The organism is Pseudomonas oryzihabitans NBRC 102199, from assembly GCF_000730625.1.
Classification (GTDB): Bacteria; Pseudomonadota; Gammaproteobacteria; order Pseudomonadales; family Pseudomonadaceae; genus Chryseomonas; species Chryseomonas oryzihabitans.
Genome location: NZ_BBIT01000023.1, coordinates 13,411 through 36,870 on the forward strand (window position 1 = coordinate 13,411; position 23,460 = coordinate 36,870).

22 protein-coding genes are annotated in these 23,460 nt (G+C 68.0%); 8 read left to right on the forward strand and 14 right to left on the reverse strand.

The window, feature by feature from the left end; translation table 11 throughout:
- Positions 1-110 precede the first annotated feature (110 nt).
- The 6 genes from POR01S_RS21220 to POR01S_RS21245 all read right to left on the reverse strand — a co-directional run bounded on the left by POR01S_RS21220 (position 111) and on the right by POR01S_RS21245 (position 6,752).
- Complete coding sequence (locus tag POR01S_RS21220; protein ID WP_042138212.1) at positions 111-1,193, reverse strand: sn-glycerol-3-phosphate import ATP-binding protein UgpC; 1,083 nt, start codon at positions 1,191-1,193, stop codon at positions 111-113.
- A gap of 2 nt (positions 1,194-1,195) precedes the next feature.
- Positions 1,196-2,041 carry a sn-glycerol-3-phosphate ABC transporter permease UgpE gene (ugpE, locus tag POR01S_RS21225; RefSeq protein ID WP_007162547.1) on the reverse strand — a complete coding sequence of 282 codons (846 nt, stop codon included), beginning with the start codon at positions 2,039-2,041 and terminating at the stop codon, positions 1,196-1,198.
- Positions 2,038-2,925, reverse strand: a complete 888-nt coding sequence (ugpA, locus tag POR01S_RS21230) for a sn-glycerol-3-phosphate ABC transporter permease UgpA (RefSeq protein WP_042138214.1) — start codon at positions 2,923-2,925, stop codon at positions 2,038-2,040. The genes ugpE and ugpA overlap by 4 nt, the downstream gene beginning before the upstream one ends.
- A 75-nt stretch (positions 2,926-3,000) precedes the next feature.
- Positions 3,001-4,317, reverse strand: a complete 1,317-nt coding sequence (gene ugpB, locus POR01S_RS21235) for a sn-glycerol-3-phosphate ABC transporter substrate-binding protein UgpB (RefSeq protein ID WP_081875246.1) — start codon at positions 4,315-4,317, stop codon at positions 3,001-3,003.
- 217 nt (positions 4,318-4,534) lie between these two features.
- Complete coding sequence (locus POR01S_RS21240; protein ID WP_042138218.1) at positions 4,535-5,725, reverse strand: MFS transporter; 1,191 nt, start codon at positions 5,723-5,725, stop codon at positions 4,535-4,537.
- A 166-nt stretch (positions 5,726-5,891) separates the two neighbouring features.
- Positions 5,892-6,752, reverse strand: coding sequence for a LysR family transcriptional regulator (locus POR01S_RS21245; protein WP_042138220.1), 861 nt, complete (start codon positions 6,750-6,752; stop codon positions 5,892-5,894).
- Between the two features lie 97 nt (positions 6,753-6,849).
- On the opposite strand from POR01S_RS21245, the gene POR01S_RS21250 reads away from it, so the two are divergent.
- Positions 6,850-7,749, forward strand: a complete 900-nt coding sequence (locus tag POR01S_RS21250; RefSeq protein ID WP_007162552.1) for a DMT family transporter — start codon at positions 6,850-6,852, stop codon at positions 7,747-7,749.
- A 69-nt stretch (positions 7,750-7,818) separates the two neighbouring features.
- Here the strand turns inward: POR01S_RS21250 and POR01S_RS23875 are convergent, their stop codons facing one another.
- Both POR01S_RS23875 and POR01S_RS21255 read right to left on the reverse strand, forming a co-directional pair.
- Complete coding sequence (locus tag POR01S_RS23875) at positions 7,819-7,974, reverse strand: hypothetical protein (RefSeq protein ID WP_007162553.1); 156 nt, start codon at positions 7,972-7,974, stop codon at positions 7,819-7,821.
- 173 nt (positions 7,975-8,147) lie between these two features.
- Positions 8,148-9,161, reverse strand: coding sequence for a GlxA family transcriptional regulator (locus POR01S_RS21255; protein ID WP_027601325.1), 1,014 nt, complete (start codon positions 9,159-9,161; stop codon positions 8,148-8,150).
- A gap of 248 nt (positions 9,162-9,409) precedes the next feature.
- Here POR01S_RS21255 and POR01S_RS21260 point away from each other — a divergent pair, with 248 nt between their 5' ends.
- The 4 genes from POR01S_RS21260 to POR01S_RS21275 all read left to right on the forward strand — a co-directional run bounded on the left by POR01S_RS21260 (position 9,410) and on the right by POR01S_RS21275 (position 13,673).
- Entirely contained in the window at positions 9,410-10,864 is a 1,455-nt protein-coding gene (locus POR01S_RS21260; RefSeq protein WP_007162555.1) for an amino acid permease, read from the forward strand.
- Positions 10,865-10,952: 88 nt separating this feature from the next.
- Complete coding sequence (locus POR01S_RS21265; protein ID WP_027601326.1) at positions 10,953-11,828, forward strand: GntR family transcriptional regulator; 876 nt, start codon at positions 10,953-10,955, stop codon at positions 11,826-11,828.
- Between the two features lie 78 nt (positions 11,829-11,906).
- Entirely contained in the window at positions 11,907-12,914 is a 1,008-nt protein-coding gene (gene yejK, locus POR01S_RS21270) for a nucleoid-associated protein YejK (protein WP_027601327.1), read from the forward strand.
- A gap of 321 nt (positions 12,915-13,235) precedes the next feature.
- On the forward strand, positions 13,236-13,673 hold the full coding sequence (locus POR01S_RS21275) for a hypothetical protein (RefSeq protein WP_007162558.1): 438 nt from the start codon (positions 13,236-13,238) through the stop codon (positions 13,671-13,673).
- Positions 13,674-13,789: 116 nt separating this feature from the next.
- Here POR01S_RS21275 and POR01S_RS21280 read toward each other — a convergent pair whose 3' ends face one another.
- Positions 13,790-14,692, reverse strand: coding sequence for a hypothetical protein (locus tag POR01S_RS21280; RefSeq protein WP_042138222.1), 903 nt, complete (start codon positions 14,690-14,692; stop codon positions 13,790-13,792).
- Between the two features lie 121 nt (positions 14,693-14,813).
- Positions 14,814-15,329, reverse strand: a complete 516-nt coding sequence (locus POR01S_RS21285; RefSeq protein ID WP_027601329.1) for a dihydrofolate reductase — start codon at positions 15,327-15,329, stop codon at positions 14,814-14,816.
- Between the two features lie 81 nt (positions 15,330-15,410).
- On the opposite strand from POR01S_RS21285, the gene POR01S_RS21290 reads away from it, so the two are divergent.
- Entirely contained in the window at positions 15,411-16,799 is a 1,389-nt protein-coding gene (locus POR01S_RS21290) for a DUF2868 domain-containing protein (RefSeq protein ID WP_027599053.1), read from the forward strand.
- The gene (locus POR01S_RS21295) at positions 16,796-18,172 is read left to right on the forward strand and encodes a GTPase/DUF3482 domain-containing protein (RefSeq protein ID WP_007162562.1); all 1,377 of its coding nucleotides are present in this window, start codon (positions 16,796-16,798) and stop codon (positions 18,170-18,172) included. The genes POR01S_RS21290 and POR01S_RS21295 overlap by 4 nt, the downstream gene beginning before the upstream one ends.
- On the opposite strand, the gene POR01S_RS21300 is transcribed toward POR01S_RS21295, so the two are convergent.
- The 4 genes from POR01S_RS21300 to POR01S_RS21310 form a co-directional block, all read right to left on the reverse strand.
- The gene (locus POR01S_RS21300; RefSeq protein WP_042138226.1) at positions 18,169-19,062 is read right to left on the reverse strand and encodes a proline iminopeptidase-family hydrolase; all 894 of its coding nucleotides are present in this window, start codon (positions 19,060-19,062) and stop codon (positions 18,169-18,171) included. The two genes, POR01S_RS21295 and POR01S_RS21300, sit on opposite strands and share 4 nt — an antisense overlap.
- Before the next feature lie 220 nt (positions 19,063-19,282).
- Positions 19,283-19,444, reverse strand: coding sequence for a DUF2474 domain-containing protein (locus POR01S_RS23545; RefSeq protein WP_017640936.1), 162 nt, complete (start codon positions 19,442-19,444; stop codon positions 19,283-19,285).
- Complete coding sequence (gene cydB, locus POR01S_RS21305) at positions 19,444-20,466, reverse strand: cytochrome d ubiquinol oxidase subunit II (RefSeq protein WP_007162565.1); 1,023 nt, start codon at positions 20,464-20,466, stop codon at positions 19,444-19,446. Before cydB ends, POR01S_RS23545 begins: the two co-directional genes overlap by 1 nt.
- On the reverse strand, positions 20,463-21,908 hold the full coding sequence (locus POR01S_RS21310) for a cytochrome ubiquinol oxidase subunit I (protein WP_007162566.1): 1,446 nt from the start codon (positions 21,906-21,908) through the stop codon (positions 20,463-20,465). Before POR01S_RS21310 ends, cydB begins: the two co-directional genes overlap by 4 nt.
- A gap of 303 nt (positions 21,909-22,211) precedes the next feature.
- On the opposite strand from POR01S_RS21310, the gene POR01S_RS21315 reads away from it, so the two are divergent.
- The gene (locus POR01S_RS21315; RefSeq protein ID WP_007162567.1) at positions 22,212-23,441 is read left to right on the forward strand and encodes an MFS transporter; all 1,230 of its coding nucleotides are present in this window, start codon (positions 22,212-22,214) and stop codon (positions 23,439-23,441) included.
- Positions 23,442-23,460: the final 19 nt, after the last annotated feature.

A 23,460-nucleotide genomic window follows, 5' to 3' on the forward strand; every position in this document is an offset into this window, starting at 1 on the left:
TTCCATGGGTATCGGCGGTCAGCGCGGCAAAGGGCGCAGTATCCTCTCCGGGGCGCCGGAGGGAAACCGCCCCACGCCCTGACCGGACCGGCGTGCCTAGTGCCTGAAGCCTAGTACCGCGGCTCTAGACGCTGACCGGAGGCGGCATCGAACAGATGCAGGTGCTCCTGCGGCGCGCGCAGCTGCAGGACGTGGCCCGGCGCCGGCCGCTGCTGATGCGGCAGGCGCACCACCAGCCCCTGCTCGCCCCAGCGCCCATGGGCCAGGTTGTCGGCGCCGAGGATCTCCAGGGTGCGGACCACCAGCGGCAGCCCCTGCTCGGGGTCGCTGCAGGGTTGCAGGTGCTCGGGCCGGATGCCCAGGCAGACCGGGCGTCCGGCCAGGTGGCGATAGCCCGGCCCGAGGGGCAGCCGCAGACCGCCCGGCACGTCGCAGTGACTGCCCGCGGCGTCGACCTGGCCGTCCAGCAGATTCATTGCCGGACTGCCGATGAAGCTGGCGACGAAGCGCGTCGCCGGGCGTTCGTAGACCTCCACCGGGGTGCCGAGCTGTTCGACCACCCCTGCCTGCATCACCACCACCCGCTGGGCCAGGGTCATGGCCTCCACCTGGTCGTGGGTGACATAGAGGCTGGTGGTCGCGAGTCGCTGGTGCAGCTGCTGCAACTCCAGGCGCATCTGCACCCGCAGCTTGGCGTCCAGGTTGGACAGCGGCTCGTCGAACAAAAACACCGCCGGATCGCGCACCAGGGCGCGGCCCATGGCCACCCGTTGGCGCTGGCCGCCGGACAGCTCTCGCGGCCGCCGTTCGAGCAGGCCATCCAGTTCCAGGATGCGCGCCGCCTCCTTGACCCGGGTGGCGATCTCGGCGCGGCCGAGACCGGCGATCTTGAGGCCCCAGGCCAGATTCTCGGCCACGCTCATGTGCGGATAGAGCGCATAGTTCTGGAACACCATGGCGATGCCGCGCGCCTTGGGTTCCAGCGCGGTGACGTCCCGCCCGCCGATGTGGATGCTACCGGCGCTGACCCGCTCCAGCCCGGCCACCAGTCGCAGCAGGGTGGACTTGCCACAGCCCGAAGGGCCCACCAGCACGATGAATTCGCCATCCGCCACCTGAAGATCGAGCGGCTGGATGACCTGGGTCTTGCCGTTCCAGCTCTTGGAGACGGCTCTGAGTTCGAGGTTTGCCATGGTTATTTTTCGCTATCCACCAGACCGCGCACGAAGGCGCGTTGCATGACCAGCACCACCGCCACCGGTGGGATCAGGGTGAGCAGCATGGCCGCCATCACCTGGTTCCACTGCGGCGCCCGCTCGCCGAGCGAGAGCATGCCGCGAATACCGGCCACGGCGGTGCCAAGATCGGGGTTGCTGACGATCAGCAGCGGCCAGAGGTACTGGTTCCAGCCGTAGATGAAGGTGATGACGAACAGCGCCGCCAGGTTGGTCCGCGACAGCGGCAGGACGATGTCGCGAAAGAAGCGCATCGGCGAGGCGCCATCGATGCGCGCCGCTTCCAGCAACTCGTCGGGCAGCGTCAGGAAGAACTGGCGGAACAGGAAGGTGGCGGTCGCCGAGGCCATCAGCGGCAGGGTCAGGCCGGCGTAGCTGTCCATCATTCCCAAATGGCCGATGGTGTCCACGGTGGGAAAGATGCGCACCTCCACCGGCAGCATCAGGGTGATGAAGATCAGCCAGAAGGCCAGGGTGCGCAGTGGAAAGCGAAACCAGACGATGGCGAAGGCCGAGAGGATGGACACCGACAGCTTGCCCAGGGTGATGCCCAGCGCCATCAGGAAGCTGTTGAGCAGCAACCGCCAGAACGGCGCGGTGCTGTTGCCCACGCCCTGGGTCCAGATCAGGCTGAGGTTGTCCCAGAGATGGCGCCCCGGGATCAGGCTCATGGGCGTGGCGAACACCGCCCGGTCATCGAGGGTGGCGGCCACGAAGGCCACATAGAGTGGAAAGAGGATGACGCCGATGCCCAGCACCAGCATCAGGTGGCACAGCAGCGTCAGTCCGCGGCGATTCTCGATCATTGATAGCGTACCCGGCGTTCGACATAGCGGAACTGCACCACCGTGAGCACGATGACCAGCAGCATCAGCACCACCGACTGGGCAGCAGAGGCGGAGAGGTCGAGCCCGGTGTAGCCCTCGCGGTAGATCTTGTAGATCAGCGTGGTGGTGGCCTGCACCGGACCGCCGCCGGTGGCGGCGTCGATCACCGGAAAGGTGTCGAAGAAGGCGTAGACCAGGTTGACCACCAGCAGGAAGAAGCTGACCGGCGCGATCAGCGGCAGCGACAGCTGCAGGAAGCGGCGCAGCGGCCCGGCGCCGTCGATGGCGGCTGCCTCCAAGAGCGAGCGCGGGATGGCTTGCAGCGCCGCGAAGAAGAACAGGAAGTTGTAGCTGATCTGCTTCCACACCGAGGCGAGCACCACCAGGAACATCGCCTGGCCGGCGTTCTGGGCGTGGTTCCAGTGATAGCCGTAGCGCTCCAGCAGCAGGGTGAGCAGACCGAGACCGGGGTTGAACAGAAAGATCCACAGCACCGCGGCGATGGCCGGCGCCACCGCATAGGGCAGCAGCAGCAGGGTCTGGTAGACCCGACTGCCGCGCACCACCAGGTCGACCAGCGCCGCCAGCACCAGAGACACCAGCAGGCCGCAGCCGGTCACCAGGGCGCTGAAGGTCAGGGTGGTCCAGAAGGAGGCCAGATACAGCGGGTCCTGGAATAGCTGACGGAAGTTGTCGAGGCCGACTAACTGGCTGGACAGGCCGAAGGGATCGACGCTCTGCAGCGAATACCAGAGCGTCTTGCCGGCGGGCCAGAGAAAGAACACGGCGGTGATCGCCAGCTGGGGTGCCAGCAGCGCATAGGGAAGCCAGCCGGAGGGAAAGACCTGACGGGATGTGGACATGGGCGCACGCATCGTCGCGAAAAGAGGAACGGCGCCGGCAGTCATCGGCCGGCGCCGCCAGGGCGGATCCCAGGCTTACTGGGTGGATTTCTCGAAGCGGCGCAACAGCACGTTGCCGCGCTGCACGGCGGCATCCAGCGCCTGCTGCGGAGCCTGCTTGCCGGTCCAGACGCTTTCCAGCTCTTCGTCGATCACCGCGCGGATCTGCGGCATGTTGCCCAGGCGCAGGCCCTTGGTGAAGGCCAGCGGCGGCTTGTTCAGCATCTGCCGGGTGGCGATGTCGGCCCCCGGATTCTTGGTATAGAAGCCCTGCTCGCGGGTCAGGTCGTAGGCCGCCTTGGTGATCGGCAGGTAGCCGGTCAGCTGGTGCCATTCGGCGGCGATCTCCGGCTGCGCCAGGAAGGCGAGGAATTCGGCCACGCCGCGCTTCACCGCCGCATCCTGGCCCTTGAACACCCAGAGGCTGGCGCCGCCGATGATGGCGTTCTGGGGAGCGCTCTTGAGATCGCCGTCATAGGGCATCATGGCCACACCGAAGTCGAATTTGGCGTAGTGGCGGATGTTGGCCAGCGAGCCGGACGAGGTGGTCAGCATGGCGCAGTCGCTGTTGTAGAACTTCTCCGTGGGTTCGTCCTTGCGGCCGACGTAGGTGAAGTCGCCGCGCTTGCCCATCGCCTGCAACAGGGCGATGTGCCTGACCTGCGGCGCCCGGTTGAACTCCAGCACGGCATCGCTGCCCAGGTAGCCGTTGTCCTGGCTGGCGAAGGGCAGGCCGTTCCAGGCGCTGAAGTTTTCCAGCTGGACCCAGCTCTGCCAGCCGCTGGTATAGCCGCACTTCAGGCCAGCGGCGCGCAGCTTGGCGCTGTCGTCGGCGAGCTCCTTCCAGGTCTTGGGTGGCGCTTCCGGATCGAGGCCGGCCTGCTTGAAGGCCGCCTTGTTGTAGTAGAGCACCGGGGTGGAGCTGTTGAACGGCATGGACAGCAGTTGACCGGTCTTGGCGTCGCTGTAGTAGCTGGCGACGGTGGGTACGAAGCCCGCTTCATCCAGCTTCACGCCCGCATCCTTGAACACCTGGTAGACCGGCTCGATGGCGTTGGACGCCATCATGGTCGCGGTGCCCACTTCGTAGACCTGCAGGATGGCCGGCGGCTTGCCGGTCCGGAAGGCGGCGATGCCGGCCGCCAGATTCTGCTCGTAGTTGCCCTTGTACACCGGCTGCACCTGGAATTCCGGGTGCGCCTGGTTGAAGCGCTGGGCCAGGGAGTCGACCTCCTTGCCAAGCTCCGCATCCATCGAATGCCAGAAGGGAATGGGCGTCGCCGCCCACACCGGGCCACCACTCAGCAGCCCGAGTACCACACCCAACGTCATACCACGAAGCGAAGCCTGCATGTCCGTACCGCCCTTGTCGAAGGTCCAGGAATCGAAAGCGCGAAAACGCGCCTCCCGTGTTCGGAAGGCAACATGCCAGGGAAAGATGACAGTCAGGCTACAGTGAAGGCGGTACACGCAATCCCGCCGAAAGGTGCGCCGTAGAGCCATTCAGCGACGGAACCCGGGCGCGCGCGGTGGCAGCCCGACGCGACCAGGTCGCCCCAGCTGCCAGGTACTAGCAACGACCCGCTGGCGATGACGCCAGCGCCAGTCGCTGCACCAGGCTGGGCACCAGGCTCAGCACGCCCAGCAGCGCCATGCCCAGACCGACCCACAGGGGTGCGCGCAGGCCCTGGCCGGCATCGATGGCCGCGCCGCCGGCCCAGGCGCCCACCGCCAGACCCGCGGTGATCACCGAGGTGTGCAGGGTGTTGACCAGCGGGCCCGGGGTGGCCGCGGCCATGACCCGGGCGACCATGGCCGGGTTGAGCGCCACCCCGGTCAGGCCGATCAGCGCCAGGGCCAGCAGGCTGGCGGCGGCGCTGTCGGCGCAGCTGACGAAGAGGGCGAAGCCCAGCGCCAGCACCGCCAGCCCGACGCCCTGCACTTTGAGGGTGTAGCGATCGGCCAGGCGACCCACCAGCAGATTGCCCAGCACGTTGGCGAGGCCATACCCCATCAGCAGCCAGGGAATGGTGGTGGCCGCGAAACCCGTCACCTGGATGAGGATGGGCGAGAAGTAGCTGAAGCCGGCAAAGGTCGCGCCGATGATCAGGCCGCTGGTGAGGTAGGCCGCCCAGAGTCTGCCACTGACCAGGGTCCGCAGCTCCCCGCCCAACTGCCCGGCCGCGCGCGCCGGCGCCCGCGGCACGCAGAGGCCGACCAGCAGGGCGCAGCAGGCCGCCAGCAGGGCGACCGCCCAGAAGCTGGCGCGCCAGCCGGCCAGTTGCTCGATCAGTACCGTACCCGGCACCCCGAACACCGGCGCCAGCATGAGTCCGGACAGGATCAGCGAGGCCGCCCGGCCGCGGCGATCCGGCGTAACCAGGTTGGCGCCCAGGGTCAGACAGAGGCCGATGCTGGCGGAGCTGGCGATGCCCATGAGCACCCTCCCCGCCGCCATCACCGGATAGCTGACCGCCAGCGCGGCCACCACGGCGCCGACCAGATAGAGCGCCAGCAGCCACAGCAGCGCCGACTTTTCCGCCAGGCGCAGGGCCAGCAGCAACAGGGTCAGCGGCGGGCCGCCCAGGGCCATGCCCAGGGCATACCAGGAGATCAGATAGCCGATCTGGCCGAGGGAGACACCGAGATCGGCGGCCAGCGCCGGCATCATGCCGGCCACCATGAATTCGGCGGTGGTCAGCGCGAAGATGGTCAGGGCCAGCAGATAGATGAGACGGGGGATGGCGGGTGAGGCGGTCATGACAGGCGAAACATTCCAGAACAGCGGACAGGAGCGGCGGTAGCGGACCGGACGTGCGGACAGGGGGCGCGCATGCCGGAGGTGGGAGCGCAGGCCCAGGGGTCGAGCGGCAAGGCGGCCACCTTAGTGGCTGGGCCAGGGCCCGGTCAAACGCCGGGCCGCCGGGCTAGATGCGGAAATCCTCGGCGATCAGCCCGGCCAGAGAGGCGCAGGCGGGGCTGCGCTCGCCCGGTGGCGAGGCCAGTCGCAACTCGTGCACCGGCAACGCGGGAAAGCCTTCTTCCGGCGTCAGTTCGCGCATCGGCGGGGTCATGCGTGTCCGGTCGGTGATGGCCACCGCCTGCCCCAGTTCGACCGCCGCTTCCAGCGCCGAAGAGGCGGCGCTGGTCACCACCGCATGCCAGCGCCGGCCCTGGCGGATCAGCAGGTCGATGCCCAGTTCGCGATAGCTGCAGCCCTCGCCGTGCAGCGCCAGGGGCACGCTGGCGTCCGCGCTCAACTGCAGTCCGGGACCGGCGACCCACACCGGCTGGGTATGGCCGAATCTCTGGCCGTCCGCCCGGTCGGTGCGGGGCGGCCCCACCAGCAGCGCCAGGTCCAGCAGGCCCTGGCCGAGCCAGCGCCGCAATTGGCTGCTGTTGCCGGTGAGCACCTCCAGGACGATTCCGGGATGCTCGCCCTGCAAGCGCGGCAAGACGGCCTTGAGCAGGCGCGCGGCATAGTCCTCGGCCACGCCCAGGCGCACCTCCCCCACCACCGGCTGGCCGGTGAGACCGGCGAGGATGCGGTCATGGGTCTGCAACAGGTCGGCGGTCTCGAGCAGCACGCGACGCCCGAGCGGGGTCAGGGTCACGGCCTGGTTGTCGCGCTCGAACAGCCGGCCGCCGGTCTGCTCTTCCAGCCGGCGGATCTGGCTGCTCACCGCCGAGGGGCTGCGATTGAGCTGCAGCGAGGCGGCGCGAAACTGTCCCAGCCGCACGATGGTGTGGAAGGTACGCAGGACGTCGATATCGAAGGGCACGGGCATGATGCGTTTTTATCGAACCATAGCTACCGATAATGTCGTTTGAGTGTATTACCACCCTGGGCCAGGCTCAAGGCATCCCGTCAGCTGGAGTCCGCTCATGCCTGCCATCCTGTCTTCCCCCCTGCTGCGCCAACTCGCCCTGGTGCTCTGCTGGAGCGCCGGTTTCGTCGGCTATCGCTATGCCGCGGACCAGGCCCCTACCCTGCTGGTGACCTGCTGGCGCCTGCTGCTGGCCGCCCTCCTGCTGCTGCCCTTCGCCTGGGCCGAGGTGCGGCGCTTGCCGCTGAAGATCATCGGTCAGCAGGCGGGCATCGGCGTGCTGGCCTTTGCCGGCGCGGTAGGACCGGCGGCCAAGGCCATCGAACTGGGCGTCTCACCCGGGCTGGCGGCGCTGCTGTCGGATCTGTCGCCGCTGCTGGTGGCGCTGGGCTGCTGCCTGCTGCCGGGCCAGCGCACCAACGGCCGCCAGTGGCTCGGCCTGGGCCTGGGCCTGACGGGCGTCCTGCTGGCCACCGGCGCGGGACTGGGACTGGGCGTGGCCCCCGCCTGGGCCTATGCCCTGCCCCTGGGCAGTGCCCTGGCCCTGGCGCTGGCGACCCTGGTGCAGAGTCGCCTGCCGCCGAGTCGACTGGCGCTGCGGACGCAGCTCTTCATCCAGCTCGCGGCCAGCAGTCTGGTGATGCTGGGGGTGGCCGGGGTGGAAGGCCCGCTGACGCCACCGCTGACCCTCGGCTTCGCCCTGGCGGTGCTCTGGCTGCTGATCCCGACCCTGCTCGGCTTCGGCCTCTACTGGCTGTGCCTGCGTCAGGGCAGCCCGCAGGCGGTGAGTGGCGCGCTCTACCTGAGTCCGCCGGTGGCACTGCTCTGGGCCTGGGCCTGCTTCGACGAACCCCTGGCGCCGGGCATGCTGCTCGGCCTGCTGTTCGCCCTGGCGGGATTGCTGTGCCTGAATGCGGCGGAGCGGACCCGGCAACCGGAGCCGGCGCTGGGCGGGTGACTCTCTGGGGTGCGATGCCGACGGCCGTCAGCATCGGCGAAGGCCTCGCGTGGCGAGGCCGGCGGGCGGTCAGGCCTTGTCGTCGGCCTGCTCGTCGTGGTCCTTGAGCGCGGGTTTCTTGCCCGGTTGCGGCGCGTGCTCGGCATCGGGCGCGATGTCCTCGCCCTGATGCTTCTTTTCCTGCTGCACTTTCTTGTCGTGGGCGACGTTACGTGGATCGGTCATGGCATTTCCTCGCTCGATAGGACAGTCAGCCCCCTTCGCCGCAGCACGCAGGCCGAGATGCCCGGGGTGAAGTTTCGAGCGAGACGGCGCGGAGCCGTTCCGGTACGCCGACGAAACGCTCTGAGGCGGGCCCTTCCGGCCGCTCCGCGCGCGTGCTGCGGGCCTGCTGCAGTTTAGTACTTGAGCCGCCGCTCCTTGGACGGCGGATAGCCGAAGTAGGCCGAATACCTCTTGCTGAAGTGAGTGACCGAGGTGAAGCCGCAGGCCACCGCCACCTCCAGCACCGACAGGGTGGAATGCTGCAGCAGCCGGCGCCCCTCGGTGATGCGCAGCTCCAGGTAGTAGCGCATGGGCGCGGTATCGAGCTGCTCGCGAAACAGTCGCTCGACCTGGCGCCGCGAGCGGCCGGCATAGTCGCACAGCTGCTCGATGGTGAGGGGCTCCTCGATGTTGGCCTCCATCAGGGTCACCACCTCGCGCAGCGGCGGGGTCATCTGCACCTTGAGCGTCGGATTGACCTGGCGAAAGCGCGATTCCTCGAAGGCCAGGATGTTGACCAGGCCATCGGCCAGGGCGCTCCCGCACTGGGCGCCGATCCATTCGAGAAAGAGGTGGAAGGCACCGCTGGGACTGGCCGCGGTGAGCCGATCGCGATCCAGCACATGGCTTTCCGCAGAGGTCTTGCACCCGCGCACCCGTTCGCTGAAGGCGCTGCGCTGTTCGGGATGGATGGCGCAGCGATAGCCGTCCAGCAGCCCGGCCTGGCCCAGTTGCCAGGCGCCGTTCCACAGGCCGCAGAGGGTCACCTGCTGCCGGGCCACGCGCAGCAGCAGCGCCTTGAGCCGTGGATCCAGTTCCAGCGGCGTCCGCAGGCCGCCGCAGACCACCAGCAGGTCGAAGCGGGCGCCCTCCGCCGCACGGTAGTCGCCGTCCGGGCGGATGACGATGCCGAGGTCACTGAGTACCTCGGCGCCGGTCGGGCTGTAGGTGCGGGTGGCGAAGGTGCCGGCGGCCAGCAGGTTGGCGGTGACCAGGGTATCCAGCGCCTGGGTAAAGGACGGCAGGGAAAAGTGATCGAGCAGGATGAAGCCGACCAGCCGGGAAAATTCCGGCCGCGGTCGCATCGACTGCAACTGCAGGTAGTTCTTGCCCTGGATACCGCTGCCAAAGGTTCTGGAATCGATCACGCTGCGCTACCTGCTGGGACCCTGGGTCATGCTAGCCGAAGCGCGGCCCGGCGATGATCGGACTGCGACAGCGGCGCACCGACGACCGCCATCCCACCTGACGCCCTTAGCCTGCTAAGCTTCGCCGCTTTTTTGCCACCTGCCCTTGCAGGTCGCCGCAGCCGGTGGGTGCACCGCCCTGCGCCCCATGACCGTGAATGGCCGCCAGAGCCAACGTCCGGCCCCTTCAACTGCCAGCTGGAAACCCCATGTCCACCGCCTCTCCGAGTCTGCAACGCCGGCTCAAGCCCCGTCACCTCAACATGATCGCCATCGGCGGCTCCATCGGCACCGGCCTGTTCGTCGCCTCCGGCGCCACCGTGGCCACCGCCGGTCCGGGCGGCGCCCTGGCGGCCTATGCGCTGATCGGCCTGATGGTCTATTTCCTCATGACCAGTCTCGGCGAGATGGCCGCCTACCAGCCGGTGTCGGGTTCCTTCTCCATCTATGGCAGTCGTTTCGTCGAAGACGGCTTCGGCTTCGCCCTTGGCTGGAACTACTGGTACAACTGGGCGGTGACCATCGCCGCCGAGCTGGTGGCGGCGCAGCTGGTGATGGGCTTCTGGTTTCCCGAGGTGCCGGGGCTGCTCTGGAGCGCGCTGTTTCTCGGCCTGATGTTCCTGCTCAATGCGGTATCGGTGCGCGGCTTCGGCGAGAGCGAATTCTGGTTCGCGCTGATCAAGGTGACCACCGTGGTGGTCTTCATCGGCCTGGGCCTGGCCGCCATCCTCGGCATCTTCAGCGGCATCGAGCCGCCGGGGCTGACCATCTTCACCCAGGGCGAGGCGCCCTTCGTCGGCGGTCTGCAGGCCATGGTCGGGGTGGCCATGATCGCCGGCTTCTCCTTCCAGGGCACCGAGCTGATCGGCATCGCCGCAGGCGAGTCGGAAAATCCGCGCAAGAACGTGCCCATCGCCATCCGCCAGGTGTTCTGGCGCATCCTGATGTTCTATGTGCTGGCGATCTTCGTCATCGGCATGCTGATCCCCTACACCGATCCGCGACTCCTGCAGAACGACGCCACCGACGTCTCCGTCTCGCCGTTCACCCTGCTGTTCGAGCGCGCCGGCCTGGCCTTCGCCGCCAGCCTGATGAACGCGGTGATCCTTTCGGCGGTGCTCTCCGCCGGCACCTCGGGCATGTATGCCTCGACGCGGATGCTGCACAGCCTGGCCGAACAGGGCAAGGCGCCGCGCCTGTTCGCCCGCGTCGCGCGCAATGGCGTGCCGCGCAACGCCCTGCTCGCCACCACCGCAGTGGGCGCCCTGTGCTTCTTCACCTCCCTGGTGGGCGACAAGGCGCTCTATGGCTGGCTGCTCAACACCTCGGGCATGTGCGGCTTCATCGCCTGGCTGGGCATCGCCGTGTCCCACTATCGCTTCCGCCAGGGCTACCTGGCCCAGGGTCGCCGCCTGGAAGACCTGCCCTATCGCGCCAAGCTGTTTCCCTTCGGACCGCTGCTGGCCTTCGCCCTCTGCCTGGTGATCACCCTGGGGCAGAACTATGCCGCCCTGTTCGGACCGAACGGCGTGGACTGGCTGGGCCTGGCCGCCACCTACATCAGCCTGCCGCTGTTTCTCGCCGTCTGGCTCGGCTATCGCCTCAAGCACCGCAGCCGCCTGGTGAAGCTCAAGGACATGGACGTCAGCCCGAGCGGCGACTGAACGACCCCGCGAAACCCGCCGCGCCGGCTGCGCCCGGCGGGTCCCGTGCTAGCATCCTGGCCTTTACGGTCGATTCGCCAGCGCTGCCATGGGCACCCTCGCCTCCCAACTGATTCCCGACATCCTCACCTACATCGCCTCGCACCAGCTGGCGGTGGGCACCCGACTGCCCGAGCGCGCCTTGGCCGAACGCCTGCGGGTGTCGCGCTCGCCGGTGCGCAGCGCCCTGCAGCAGATGGCCGACCGGAGCCTGCTGGCGCGGCATCCCGAGGGCGGCTTCGCCGTGGCCGCCGCGGCCCTGGATGCCACGCCCCAGGCGCGCGAAGAGGTCTCCGCCAGCGAGCGGCTGTACCTGACCATCGCCCGCGATCGCATCGAAGGCGAGTTGCCGCTCAAGGTCACGGAAAACGAGCTGATCCGCCGCTACCAGGTCACCCGCGGGCAACTGGCCGACATCTTGAGGCGCATCGTCCAGGAAGGCTGGGCCGAGCGCCTGCCGGGCTACGGCTGGAGTTTCGTCGAAGGCCTCACCTCGCCCGATGCCTATGCCCAGAGCTACCGCTTTCGCCTGCTGCTGGAACCGGCCGGCATCCGTGAAGCCGACTTCACCCTGGATGCCGAGGCCTTGCGGCGCTGCCGCGACGAGCAGGCGCTGCTGGCCGCGGGCCGGGTGTTCGAGGCTTCGCCGGCGGAGATCTTCGACGCCAACACCCGCCTGCACGAGACCATCGCCCGCTGTTCCGGCAATGCCTTCATCCTCGATGCGCTGCGCCGGCTCAATCGCCTGCGCCGGCTGATCGAATACCAGAAGTCGGTGGATCGCGAGCAGGCCCAGCGCCGCTGCCAGGAGCACCTGCAACTGATCGATCTGCTGCTGGAGGACCGCCGTGAAGAGGCCGCGGTCTTCATGACCCGGCACCTGGGCAATGCGCTGCAGGAAAAGCAGACGGCGCCGGCGCGCTGAGCCTGCGGCGCCAGGGGCCTGCCCGTCAGGACGCGGGAGCGTTAGACTGGCCGACTTTTCCCGTTACCCGAGTCCGCCATGCCGATCCGTCACGCCATCGTCCATCTGATCGACAAGAAGCCCGACGGCCAGCCCGCGACCCTGCACGCGCGGGACGCCGAACTGGCCGACTCCCAGGCCATCGAGAATCTGCTGGCCGATCTCAACGACAGCTACAACGCCAAGCCCAACAAGGCCTGGGGCCTGTTCCACGAGGAATCCGGCGCCTATCCCTTCAGTGGCTGGCTGCATGCCTATCTGGAAGGCGAACAGGATTTCGTCGCCTTCAGTCGCCAGGCGGTGGAGCACCTCAAGGGCCTGATGGAGAGCAGCAACCTCTCCACCGGCGGCCATGTGCTGTTCGCCCAGTACCAGCAGGGCATGACCGACTACCTGAGCATCGCCCTGCTGCACCACAGCGAGGGGGTGACCGTCACCGAAAAGCTGGAGGTGGCGCCGGCCAAGCACCTGGACCTGGGCCAGCTGCACCTGGCGGCGCGCATCAACCTGTCCGAGTGGCGCAACAACAAGCAGTCGCGCCAGTACATCTCCTTTATCCGTGGCAAGGGCGGCAAGAAGGTCTCGGACTACTTCCGCGACTTCATCGGTTGCCAGGAAGGCGTCGACGCCAAGGGCGAGACCCGTACCCTGCTCAAGGCCTTCAGCGACTATGTGGAGAGCGAGGACCTTCCGGAAGAGGCCGCCAAGGAAAAGACCGACACCCTGGTGGACTACGCCAGCAGCCAGGCCAAGCGCGGTGAGCCCATGGCCCTGGACGCCCTCTCCGAGTTGATGGACGACGAGGCGCCACGCGCCTTCTACGACTACATCCGCAACAAGGATTACGGCCTGGCGCCGGAGATCCCGGCGGACAAGCGCACCCTCAACCAATTCCGCCGCTTCACCGGCCGCGCCGAGGGCTTATCGATCAGCTTCGAGGCGCACCTGCTGGGCTCGCGCATCGAATACGACGAAGGCCAGGATCTGCTGATCATTCGCGAGGTGCCGACCCAGCTGAAGGACCAGCTCAAGCGGCGCAAGGACTAGGTTCTGTACGAAAAATGCCTGCGCTCGGTGATGCTTCGTTGAAAAAGGCCTGGATCGCCAGTCCGATCGGAATGCTCATTTACCGCTCGTAAACTCGAGCGCGAGTCCGATCCGCTTCCTCAGCCTTTTTCGCGGGGCCGCCTAGGCCTCGCCTGACCTTCGCTCGGCGCTTTTTGGTACAGAACCTAGCGACCGCCTGGCCCCTGGACACCCGGGGTTGCAAACGCGGTCACCGATCGGGCGCCCCCGGCTGGACAGCGGCCAGCCAAAGGGGGCACAAGATGTCCCTTCTTTTCCCTCTCTGCCGAAAAAGTCGAAATCATGAGCCAGTACCCCTTCGAACGCCGCATCGTCATCACCCTGCAATCGAACAACGAACTGACGCTCGACGCAGCCCTCGACCAGGCCGTGTCGCGCATCAAGCAGGGCGAGATCCACGGTGGCGACGAAGGCCTGGCCACTGCCTACAGCTTCCATGTGGACACCGTGGCCGAAGGCCCCTCCGGTCCGGTGGACCTGGGCGAATACCTGGGCCGCCCGGCCACCAAGGCCGAGCAGAGCGTGGTGGACGCCGGTGTGGTGCCGCGCTTCCGCCTCGGCCAGAGCGTGGCCGTGCAGGTCGGCAATGGCGAACCCAAGCCCAGCAGCATCCAGGAAGTGCGCCTCTTTCCCCAGGTGGAAGGTCCCTGCTGGCTGTACCTGGTGGAAGAGCGCGTTCATCGCGACTACCTGCCGGCCAAGAAGCTGCGGGCGATCTGAGCGACGCCACGATGTTGGGCTTCGCTGGCGCTCAGCCCAACCTACCGCCCCGGAGATTGGACTGAGACAGCTTCATCGTCGAAGCCCAACAGGCAGACCTGAGCCCAACAACCTACTCACCCGAACGCGGCGATCTGGCGATAGAGCGACAGCGCCGGCGCGGCTGTCGTGCCCGTCATCTGGGTGAGGATACTGCCATTCAGCGCGGTGTTTGCCCCTGCGCCCTGTCCGTCCGTAGGCAGCACCGTCCACTGGGGGGCACCATCGGCACCAGTGCTGACGTTGAAGGTCGGCGCCGATAGCTGGGCGGTTTCCTGAGCGGCAGCGGTCGCCACGCCGCTGGGGCTCAGGCTATCGATGAGCTGGCTGCTCAACTGATTGGGTTGCCAATCCGGCATGCCGGGATTCAGCGTACCGAGGATGCCGGCGTCTTCCGTGGCGGCGGGTGCCCAGTTCCAGGACGCGGCACCCTGATCCTGCGGGGAGAGCCCGGAGAAGGCCACGTTGGCCGCATCGGTGCCACGTTGCGCGCCCTCGAAATAGGCGAGCTGACGTTCAGCCGAGGTGAAGGTGCCGGAATCGTCGCTGGCGATACGCGCCAGGCTGTTGCTGTCCAGGTTGGCGAAGGGATCCTGCGTGGAGGCATCGGCATAGCGACTGTCGTCATGGTAATAGCTCACCAGCAGGTGATTGGCCGCCTGCTTCGCCAACTGGATACGGTCGGGACTGGCCCCCTCGGGCATCTCGCCAAGCACGGCGGCGTCGGTGCCCTGGCTGCGGATCTGCTGCTGGAGGATCTGCATGAAGCCGTCGAGATCGGCATTGCCGCTCGACTGCCCCGGCAGCAGACCGGCGATCAGCTGGGCCGCGGGCGACAGGTCCACGGCGACGGCGCTGCCACTGGACGCGTCGCCAGTCTGGCCACTGTCGGCCGCCGAGGTAGTCGGATTGCCCGTCGCGCCTGGACGGGCAGGTTGGGTGCCTGCCGTTGTCGCCTGCATCTGGCTGTCGATCGCCATCACGTCTGCACCCTCCGGCCGCCCGGGCGGCTCGCCTCAGCCTCCTTTATGCCAGGGCAACCTTAGGCTTTGCTTAGCACCGGAAGACATCGGCAAGAGCACGCAGGTGTCACGACCGACCCTAGGCCCGGCGCTCCCAGACCTCGCAGGCATAGGCGGGACGGTCGTCTTCGGCGGCATGCTGCTGCCGCGAGACGAGTTCCCAGTCGGCCTCGTTCCAGGCGGGAAAGAACACGTCCCCGTCCGGCGCCAGGGCGACGCGGGTCAGGTAGAGCCGCTGGGCCAGCGGCAGGGCGTCGGCGAACAGCTGGGCGCCGCCGATCAGCATGATCTCGCTGGCCTCGCGTTCCCGGGCCCAGGCCTCGGCACGCTCCACGGCAGCGGCCAGCGACGTCCGCACCTCGGCACCTTCGGCCACCAGATCAGTCTGACGGGAGACCACCAGATTCAGCCGACCCGGCAGCGGGCGGCCCAGGGAGTCCCAGGTCTTGCGACCCATGACCAGCGGCTTGCCGAGGGTCACGGCCTTGAAATATTTGAGCTCCGCCGGCAGGTGCCAGGGGAGACGATTGTCGATGCCGATGACGCCGTTGTCGGCCACGGCGACGATCAGGCTCAGGGGGAGAGAGGTTTTCATGGTGACAGAGCATAACAGAGGCGTTAACAGCCAGGGCGCCAGGGACTATGCTCGGCGTTTTTGCCGCAAGGGCGCCGACGCGTGACCGCAACCCCCTCTCCCGCCTTCGAGGATCTCTGGCTCACCGAAGCCCTGCGCCTGACCGAAGAAGACAGCGGCCCGCTGGAAGACGCCGAGGCCAATCGCCAGGCACGCGCGGCCGGCGGTCCCTTCGAGGCGCGACTGGTGACGCGCGCCCGTCTGCTCGGTCAGCGCGACGGTCTGCTGGCGGCACGGCGTCGCTGGCGCCAGGGCGCGCTGCTGGCCGCCTGGCTGCTGGGCATCGTGGCGCTGTTCTGCGGCGCGGGTCTCGCCGCCGGGGCGCTGGGCGACGGTAGTCGTCCGGTCAATGTGTTCTGGGCGCTAGGCAGTCTGCTCGGCCTCAACCTCCTCAGCCTGCTGGTCTGGGCCCTTGGCCTGCTGGGGGGTGGCCGGCAGTTGGCCTCGCCGCTGGCACGCCTCTGGCTGTGGCTCTCCGGCCGCCTGGCGCGGGATGCCCGCGCCCTGCACCTGGGTCCGGCGCTGGTCGGGCTGCTCGGTCGCGCCCGCCTGCTGCCCTGGGCGCTGGGCGGTCTAGTCCACGGCCTCTGGCTGCTGATCCTCGGCAGTGCCCTGGCGACCCTGCTGGCGCTGCTCTCCGGACGCAGCTATCTGTTCGTCTGGGAGACCACCCTGCTCGGCAGCGACACCTTCGTGCTGCTGACCCAGGCGCTCGGCGCCCTGCCCCAGCTACTGGGCTTTCCGCTGCCCGACCCGGCCAGCATCGCCGCCAGTGGCGATGCCGCCAGCCCCCTGGCCGCGGCACGCCAGGCCTGGGCCGGCTGGCTGCTCGGCGTGGTGCTGGTCTATGGCCTGCTGCCCCGGCTGCTGCTCACCCTGCTCTGCCTGTGGCGCTGGCGACGCGGTCGCCAGCGGCTGCGGCTGGACGTCGAGCGCCCCGGCTATCTGCACCTGCGCGAACGCCTGTTGCCCACCAGCGAACGCCTCGGGGTGAACGACGCCGCCCCCGCGCAGCTGCCCCAGCAGGATGCCGGCAGCCTCGCCCGCACCGGCGACGAGGCGCTGCTGGTGGGCATCGAACTCACCGACCATACCTGGCCGCCGCCGCTGCCCGAAGGCGTGCGTGACGCCGGCGTGCTCGACGACGGCCAGGGCCGGCGCCATCTGCTCGAACAGCTGACCCGCTATCCGGCCCGCCGCCTGCTGATCGCCTGCGATCCCCGCCGCTCGCCGGATCGCGGTACCCTGACCCTGCTGGCCGAATTGTCGCGCTGCGCCACGGCCACCCGCGTCTGGCTGTTGCCCGCGCCCCTGGGCGGCAAGCTCGATCCGGTGCGCCTGGACGACTGGCGCCAGGCGCTGGATGCCCTGCGCCTGGCACACTGCACCGGCGATCTCGAAGAACTGGCCTGGCTGGAGACGAATCCATGAGCGGCCCCCTGCGCCTGGCGCTGGTCGGTCACACCAATGTCGGCAAGACCTCGCTGCTGCGCACCCTGACCCGCGACGTCGACTTCGGCGAGGTCTCCCATCGCCCCAGCACCACCCGCCATGTCGAGGGCGCGCGGCTGTCGGTGGATGGCGAAGCCCTGCTGGAGCTCTACGACACTCCCGGCCTGGAAGACGCCATCGCCCTGCGCGATTACCTCGAGCAACTGGAGCGCCCCGGCGAACGCCTGGACGCCGCCACCCTGCTCGACCGCTTTCTCGACAGCGTGGAAGCCCGCCAGCGATTCGAGCAGGAGGCCAAGGTGATTCGCCAGCTGCGCGCCTCCGATGCCGGTCTCTATGTGATCGACGCCCGTGAGCCGGTGCTGGCCAAGTACCGCGACGAACTGGCGGTGCTGGCCGGTTGCGGTCGTCCGCTGGTGCCGGTGCTCAATTTCGTCGCCGCCGACGGCCACCGCGCCGACGATTGGCGCGCCACCCTGGCCCGCCTCGGCCTGCACGCCCTGGTGCGCTTCGACAGCGTCGCCCCGCCGGCGGACGGCGAGGCGCGCCTCTACGAAAGCCTGGCGACCCTACTGGAAAGCGGCCGCCCGGCGCTGCAACGACTGATCGCCGATCACGCCGAGCAGGCCCGCCGCCGCCATCAGCAGGGGGTGCGGCTGATCGCCGAACTGCTGGTGGACGCCGCCGCCGCGCGGCGCAGCGTGGCGCCTGGCGAAGCCGAGGTGAATACCGCGACCGCCGAGTTGCGCGACGCCCTGCGCACCCGCGAACAGCGCTGCGTGGAAGACCTGCTGCGGCTGTTCGGCTTTCGCCCGGGCGATGCCCACGCCAGCGACCTGCCGCTGCTGGACGGGCGCTGGGGCGACGATCTCTTCAATCCGGAAACCCTGCGCCTGCTGGGCATCCGCCTAGGCGGCGGCGTGGCGGCCGGCGCCGCGGCCGGGGTCGGCCTGGACCTGCTCGCCGGCGGTCTGACCCTGGGCGCCGCCACGGTGCTGGGCGCCCTGGCCGGCGGCCTGGCGCAGACCGGCGGCCACTATGGTCGGCGGCTGTTCGGCAAGCTGCGCGGCGGACGGGAACTGTCCATCGACGATGCCGTGCTGCGGCTGCTGGCCGTCCGGCAGCGACAATTGCTGGCGGCGCTGGAAACCCGCGGCCATGCCGCCCAGGGCGCCATCGAGGTGGCCGCCCCCGACGAGCAGCGCTGGCGCGAGGGCAAGCTGCCCGCCGCCGTGCAGGTGGCCCGGGCCCATCCGGAATGGTCGGCGCTCAATCCGCGCCCGCGCCTGCAGGCCGACGACCGCCAGACCCGCATCGACGAGATTGCCGCCGCCCTGGATGCGGACGCCTAGCGGCGCTCCAGCTCGGCGAGAAAGACCGCCACCGTGGCCATGCAGGCTTCGCGTTCTTCCACGTGGGGCATGTGGCTGGAATGCTCGAAGATGCGCCAGCGGGCATCCGGGATGAGTCTATCGAAGGGCTCCACGCAGGCCGGGGTGGCCTCGTCGTGACGCCCGGAGATCAGCAGGGTCGGCACCTGGATCCGCTCGAGCCGCTCGATCACGCTCCAGTCCCTGAGACTGCCGATCACATGGAATTCGGTGGGGCCGTTCATGGCGTGATAGACGGTGGGATCGGCGTCGATGGCGGCGAAGGTCCGCGCCACCTCGGCCGGCATGGGCTGCACGCGGCAGACATGGCGGGCATAGAAGACCTCACTGGCAGCGCGGTACTCCGGCGAGTCGGTGGTGCCGGCGGCCTCGTGGCGCTCCAGGGTGGCCTGCACCTCGGCCGGCAATTCGGCCCGCAGCCCGGCCGCGGCCTCGCGCCAGAGCGCCATGGACGCCGGCGAATTGGCGATGACCAGCCCCCGCAGTCCTTCAGGCTGGCGCACCCCGTGCTCGGCGGCCAGCATCCCGCCCCAGGATTGGCCGAGCAGCACGTACTGGCGGATACCCAGGTGGCGCAGCAGGTTGTCAAGCTCGTCGAGAAACAGCGCCACCGTCCAGAAACCCGGATCGATCCCGCGCAGGTGGGTGGAACGGCCGTTGCCCAATTGGTCGTAATGCACCACCGGCCAGCCGCGCTCGGCCAGGTCCTTGAAGCTGTCCACATAGTCATGGGTGCAACCGGGACCGCCATGGGCCACCACCAGCGGCAACCGCCCGCTGGCCAGCTCACCGGTGACCCGGTACCAGGTCTGATAGCCGTGGAAATCGGCGTAGCCTTCTTGAACCTGCATGGAAGCCTTCCTCGTCGCGATGGGAACGGGGTCAGGCTAACGGGCGGGTGGGAGGGGGATAACTAGGAAAAGTTGTAGGTTTGGGGCGTTGGGCTGCGTTGCAGTTCTGATCGGCAGCCGGGCTGATTCGCGGCGTTCGATCCCTCACGCCGGACAGCCCCCTCCCCCGCAAGCGGGAGAGGGGGTAATCCGGTGTGAGGGATAAGCCTCCTACGCGGGGTCAGTGCGACTTGAGCCCCGCCGCCGTCAGCACCAGGCGCAGCACCCAGGCCACCACGCCCAGCGCCACCAGGCTGCAGGCCCAGATGCCGGCCATCCAGGCCAGCCGCTGCCAGAGCGGCTTGTTGTCCGCGGGATTGGGTTCGCGCGAGCGGCCGACCATCAGTGGTAGCCCTCCCCCGCGCGTACCTTGCCGCGGAACACGTAGTAGCCCCAGAAGGTGTACATCAGGGTGATGGGGATGATGAACAGGGTGCCGATGAGCAGGAACAGCTGGCTCTGCGGCGGCGACGAGGCCTCCCAGATGGAAACCGCCGGCGGGATGATGTTCGGCCAGAGGCTGATGCCCAGACCGCTGTAGCCGAGGAAGATCAGCGCCAGGGTCAGCAGGAAGGGCGCATGGTGCGAATCCTCGCGCAGGATGGCGCGCAGCAGGGCCAGGGTCACCACGCCGACCAGGATCGGCACCGGCAGGAACCAGACCAGGTTGGGCATGCTGAACCAGCGGGCGGAAATGGCCGCCTGGCTCAGCGGGGTCCAGATGCTCACCACCGCGGTAAAGGCCAGCAACAGGAACAGCAGCGGCTTGGTCAGGCGGCGCATGGTCGCCTGCAGCGGACCCTCGGTCTTCATGATCAGCCAGGTGCTGCCCAGCAGCGCATAGGCGGCGATCACGCCCAGGCCGCAGAACACCGAGAAGGGCGTCAGCCAGTCCAGCGGACCGCCGACGTACTGGCGATTCTCCACCGGGAAGCCTTCGATGAAGGCGCCCAGGGCCACGCCCTGGCAGAAGCTGGCCAGCAGCGAGCCGAAGATGAAGGACTTGTCCCACAGGGCTTCCTTGCCTTCCTGGACCTTGAAGCGGAATTCGAAGGCCACGCCGCGGAAGATCAGGCCGATCAGCATGAAGATCAGCGGCAGGTACAGCGCCGGCAGGATGATCGAGTAGGCCAGCGGGAAGGCGCCATAGAGCCCCGCCCCGCCGAGTACCAGCCAGGTCTCGTTGCCGTCCCAGATGGGCGCCACGGTGTTCATCATGACGTCGCGGTCTTCCTTGCCCTTGACGAAGGGAAAGAGGATGCCGATGCCCAGGTCGAAGCCGTCCATGACCACGTACATCATGAGGCCGAAGATGATGATGATCGCCCAGATCAGCGGGAGGTCGATGCCAGGGATGCCGTTCATGTGCGGTCTCCGGTCAGCTGGTCGGTGGGGTTGTCTTCTTCCAGGCCGCCATCGGCGCCGGACAGCGGACGCTTGGGATGGCGATCGGTGCCCGGACCGCCGGAGGTGGGCAGGTCGCCTTCACCGGTGTGCGGACCCTTGCCGATCATGCGCAGCGCATAGAGGGTGCCGATGCCGAACACGGCGAAATAGACCACCACGAAGGCCACCAGGGTGATGCTGAGCTGGGTGACGCTGTGGTTGGATACCCCGTCCTTGGTGCGCAACAGGCCGTAGACGATCCACGGCTGGCGGCCCACCTCGGTGGTGAACCAGCCGGCCAGCAGGGCGATGAGACCGACCGGTCCCATGCAGGTGACCAGGCGCAGGAAGGCGCGGGTCTCGAACAGCTTGCCGCGCCAGCGCAGCCAGGCGCTCCACAGGCCGGCGGCGATCATCAGCATGCCCAGGGCGACCATGATGCGGAACGACCAGAACACCACATAGGCCGGCGGCCGGTCTTCCTTGGGGAAGTCCTTGAGCGCCGGGATCGGCTCGGTGAGGCTGTGCTTGAGGATCAGGCTGCCCAGTACCGGGATTTCCACCTTGAAGCGGGTTTCCTCGCGCTCCATGTCCGGCCAGCCGAACAGGATCAGCGGGGTCGCTTCGCCCGGGGGGTTCTCCCAGTGGCCTTCCATCGCGGCGATCTTGGCCGGCTGGTGCTCCAGGGTGTTGAGGCCGTGGGCGTCGCCAACGAAGGCCTGTACCGGGGCCACCAGCAGGGCCATCCACATGGCCATGGAAAACATCTTGCGCACCGCCGGGTTGTCGTTGCCGCGCAGCAGGTGCCAGGCCGCCGAGGCGCCGACCAGGAAGGCCACCGACAGGTAGGCGGCGATGGTCATGTGCGCCCAGCGGAAGGGGAAGGACGGGTTGAAGATCACCGCCAGCCAGTCCACCGGGACGATGCGCCCATCGACGATCTCGTAGCCGCTCGGGGTGTGCATCCAGCTGTTGGAGGACAGGATCCAGAAGGTCGACATCAGGGTGCCGATGGCCACCATCACCGTCGAGAAGAAGTGCAGGCCGCGACCCACGCGATTCCAGCCGAACAGCATGACGCCGAGGAAGCCGGCTTCGATGAAGAAGGCGGTCAGCACCTCGTAGGTCAGCAGAGGACCGGTCACGGCGCCGGCATAGTCGGCGAAGCCGCTCCAGTTGGTGCCGAACTCATAGGCCATCACCAGACCGGACACCACGCCCATGCCAAAGAAGATCGCGAAGATCTTCAGCCAGAAGTGATACAGATCCTTGTAGACGTGGTTGTCGGTCTTCAGCCACAGCCCTTCGAGCACGGCGAGAAAGCTCGCGGTACCGATGGACAGCGCCGGGAAGACGATGTGGAAGGACACGGTGAAGGCGAACTGGATCCGGGCGAGATCCAGGGCTTCGAGGCCGAACATAGCTTTTCCTCTCAGGCACGCCGGCCATCGAGGGTAGCCGGTCGAGTTGACGCTGACCGAGGTTCGAACCTCCGGCGTCGCCTGGGGTTCTAGCGGGACGCTAAAAAGGCGCCACCGCCGCTAGCCCATTGGACCAGGTCGGAAGCTGACGTGGATCGACGTCAGGCTTTAGGATAGACCTCCTCGATACATTTGCTTACGTGGTTGGATGTCGCATCGGGCAGGCTGTCGCACCCCGCAGTTGTATGACGATCAGTCCCCGGGTGGCTTAAGATGCCGCCTCTGTCCCTGCGAGCCCCAGTCATGTCCGGCGATACCCTGCAGCTGCGTCACCACCGTCCCTTCGTCGCCTTCTGGTTCGCCCGCATCTGCACCGCCGGCAGTTTCCAGATGCTCACCGTCGCCATCGGCTGGCACCTCTATTCCCTCACCGGCAACGTGCTCGATCTCGGCCTGGTGGGGCTGGTGGAATTCCTGCCGCGGGTACTGTTCATGCTGCACACCGGCCATGTCGCCGATCGCTACGACCGCCGCCGGGTCGCCGCCCTCTGCCAGACCGGCCAGGGCCTGATCGCCCTGGTGCTGCTGGTGGGCAGCCTCAATCAGGCGGTGACCCGCGAACTGATCTTCATCCTGGCCTTCTGCCTGGGTACCGCGCGCGCCTTCGAACAGCCCACCACTCAGGCGCTGCTGCCCAACATCGTGCCGCCGGCGATCTTTCCCCGCGCCATCGCCGCCGCGGCCTCGGCCATGCAGGGCGCCACCATCATCGCCCCCGCCCTGGGCGGCCTGCTCTATGCCCTGGGCGCCGCCTGGGTCTATGGCCCGGCGCTGGTGCTCTACGGCATCGCCATCCTGCTGGTCTCCAGCCTGCCGGCGCGGCAGACGCCCAGCCAGAAGGAAAAACCGACCCTGGACAACCTGCTGGCCGGCATCCGCTTCATCAAGAGTCGCCCGGACGTGCTCGGCGCCATCTCCCTGGATCTCTTCGCCGTGCTCCTGGGCGGTGCCACCGCCCTGCTCCCGGTGTTCGCCGCCGACATCCTGCTCACCGGTCCCTGGGGCCTGGGCCTGTTGCGCTCGGCGCCGGCCGTGGGCGCCCTGGGCATGTCCTTTCTGCTCGCCTACGTCAGTCTCAATCGCCACGTGGGGCGCATCATGTTCGGTTCGGTCGCGCTGTTCGGCGTCGCCACCATCGCCTTCGGGCTGTCCACCTCGCTATGGTTCTCGCTGGCTACCCTGGTGGTGCTGGGCGCCGCCGACATGGTCAGCGTGGTGATCCGCAGTTCCTTCGTCCAGCTGGAAACCCCCGATGCCATGCGCGGCCGGGTCAGTGCGGTCAACGGCCTGTTCATCGGCGCCTCCAACCAGCTCGGCGAGTTCGAGTCGGGGGTTACCGCGCACTTCTTCGGCACGGTGCCGGCGGTGGTGCTGGGGGGTGTCGGTACCCTGGTGATCACCGGGGTCTGGATGAAGCTGTTCCCCGGTCTGGCCAGGCGTGACCGGCTGACGGAGCCGCGCCAGGACAGTTGAATCCAGGCCTGCCGCCAAC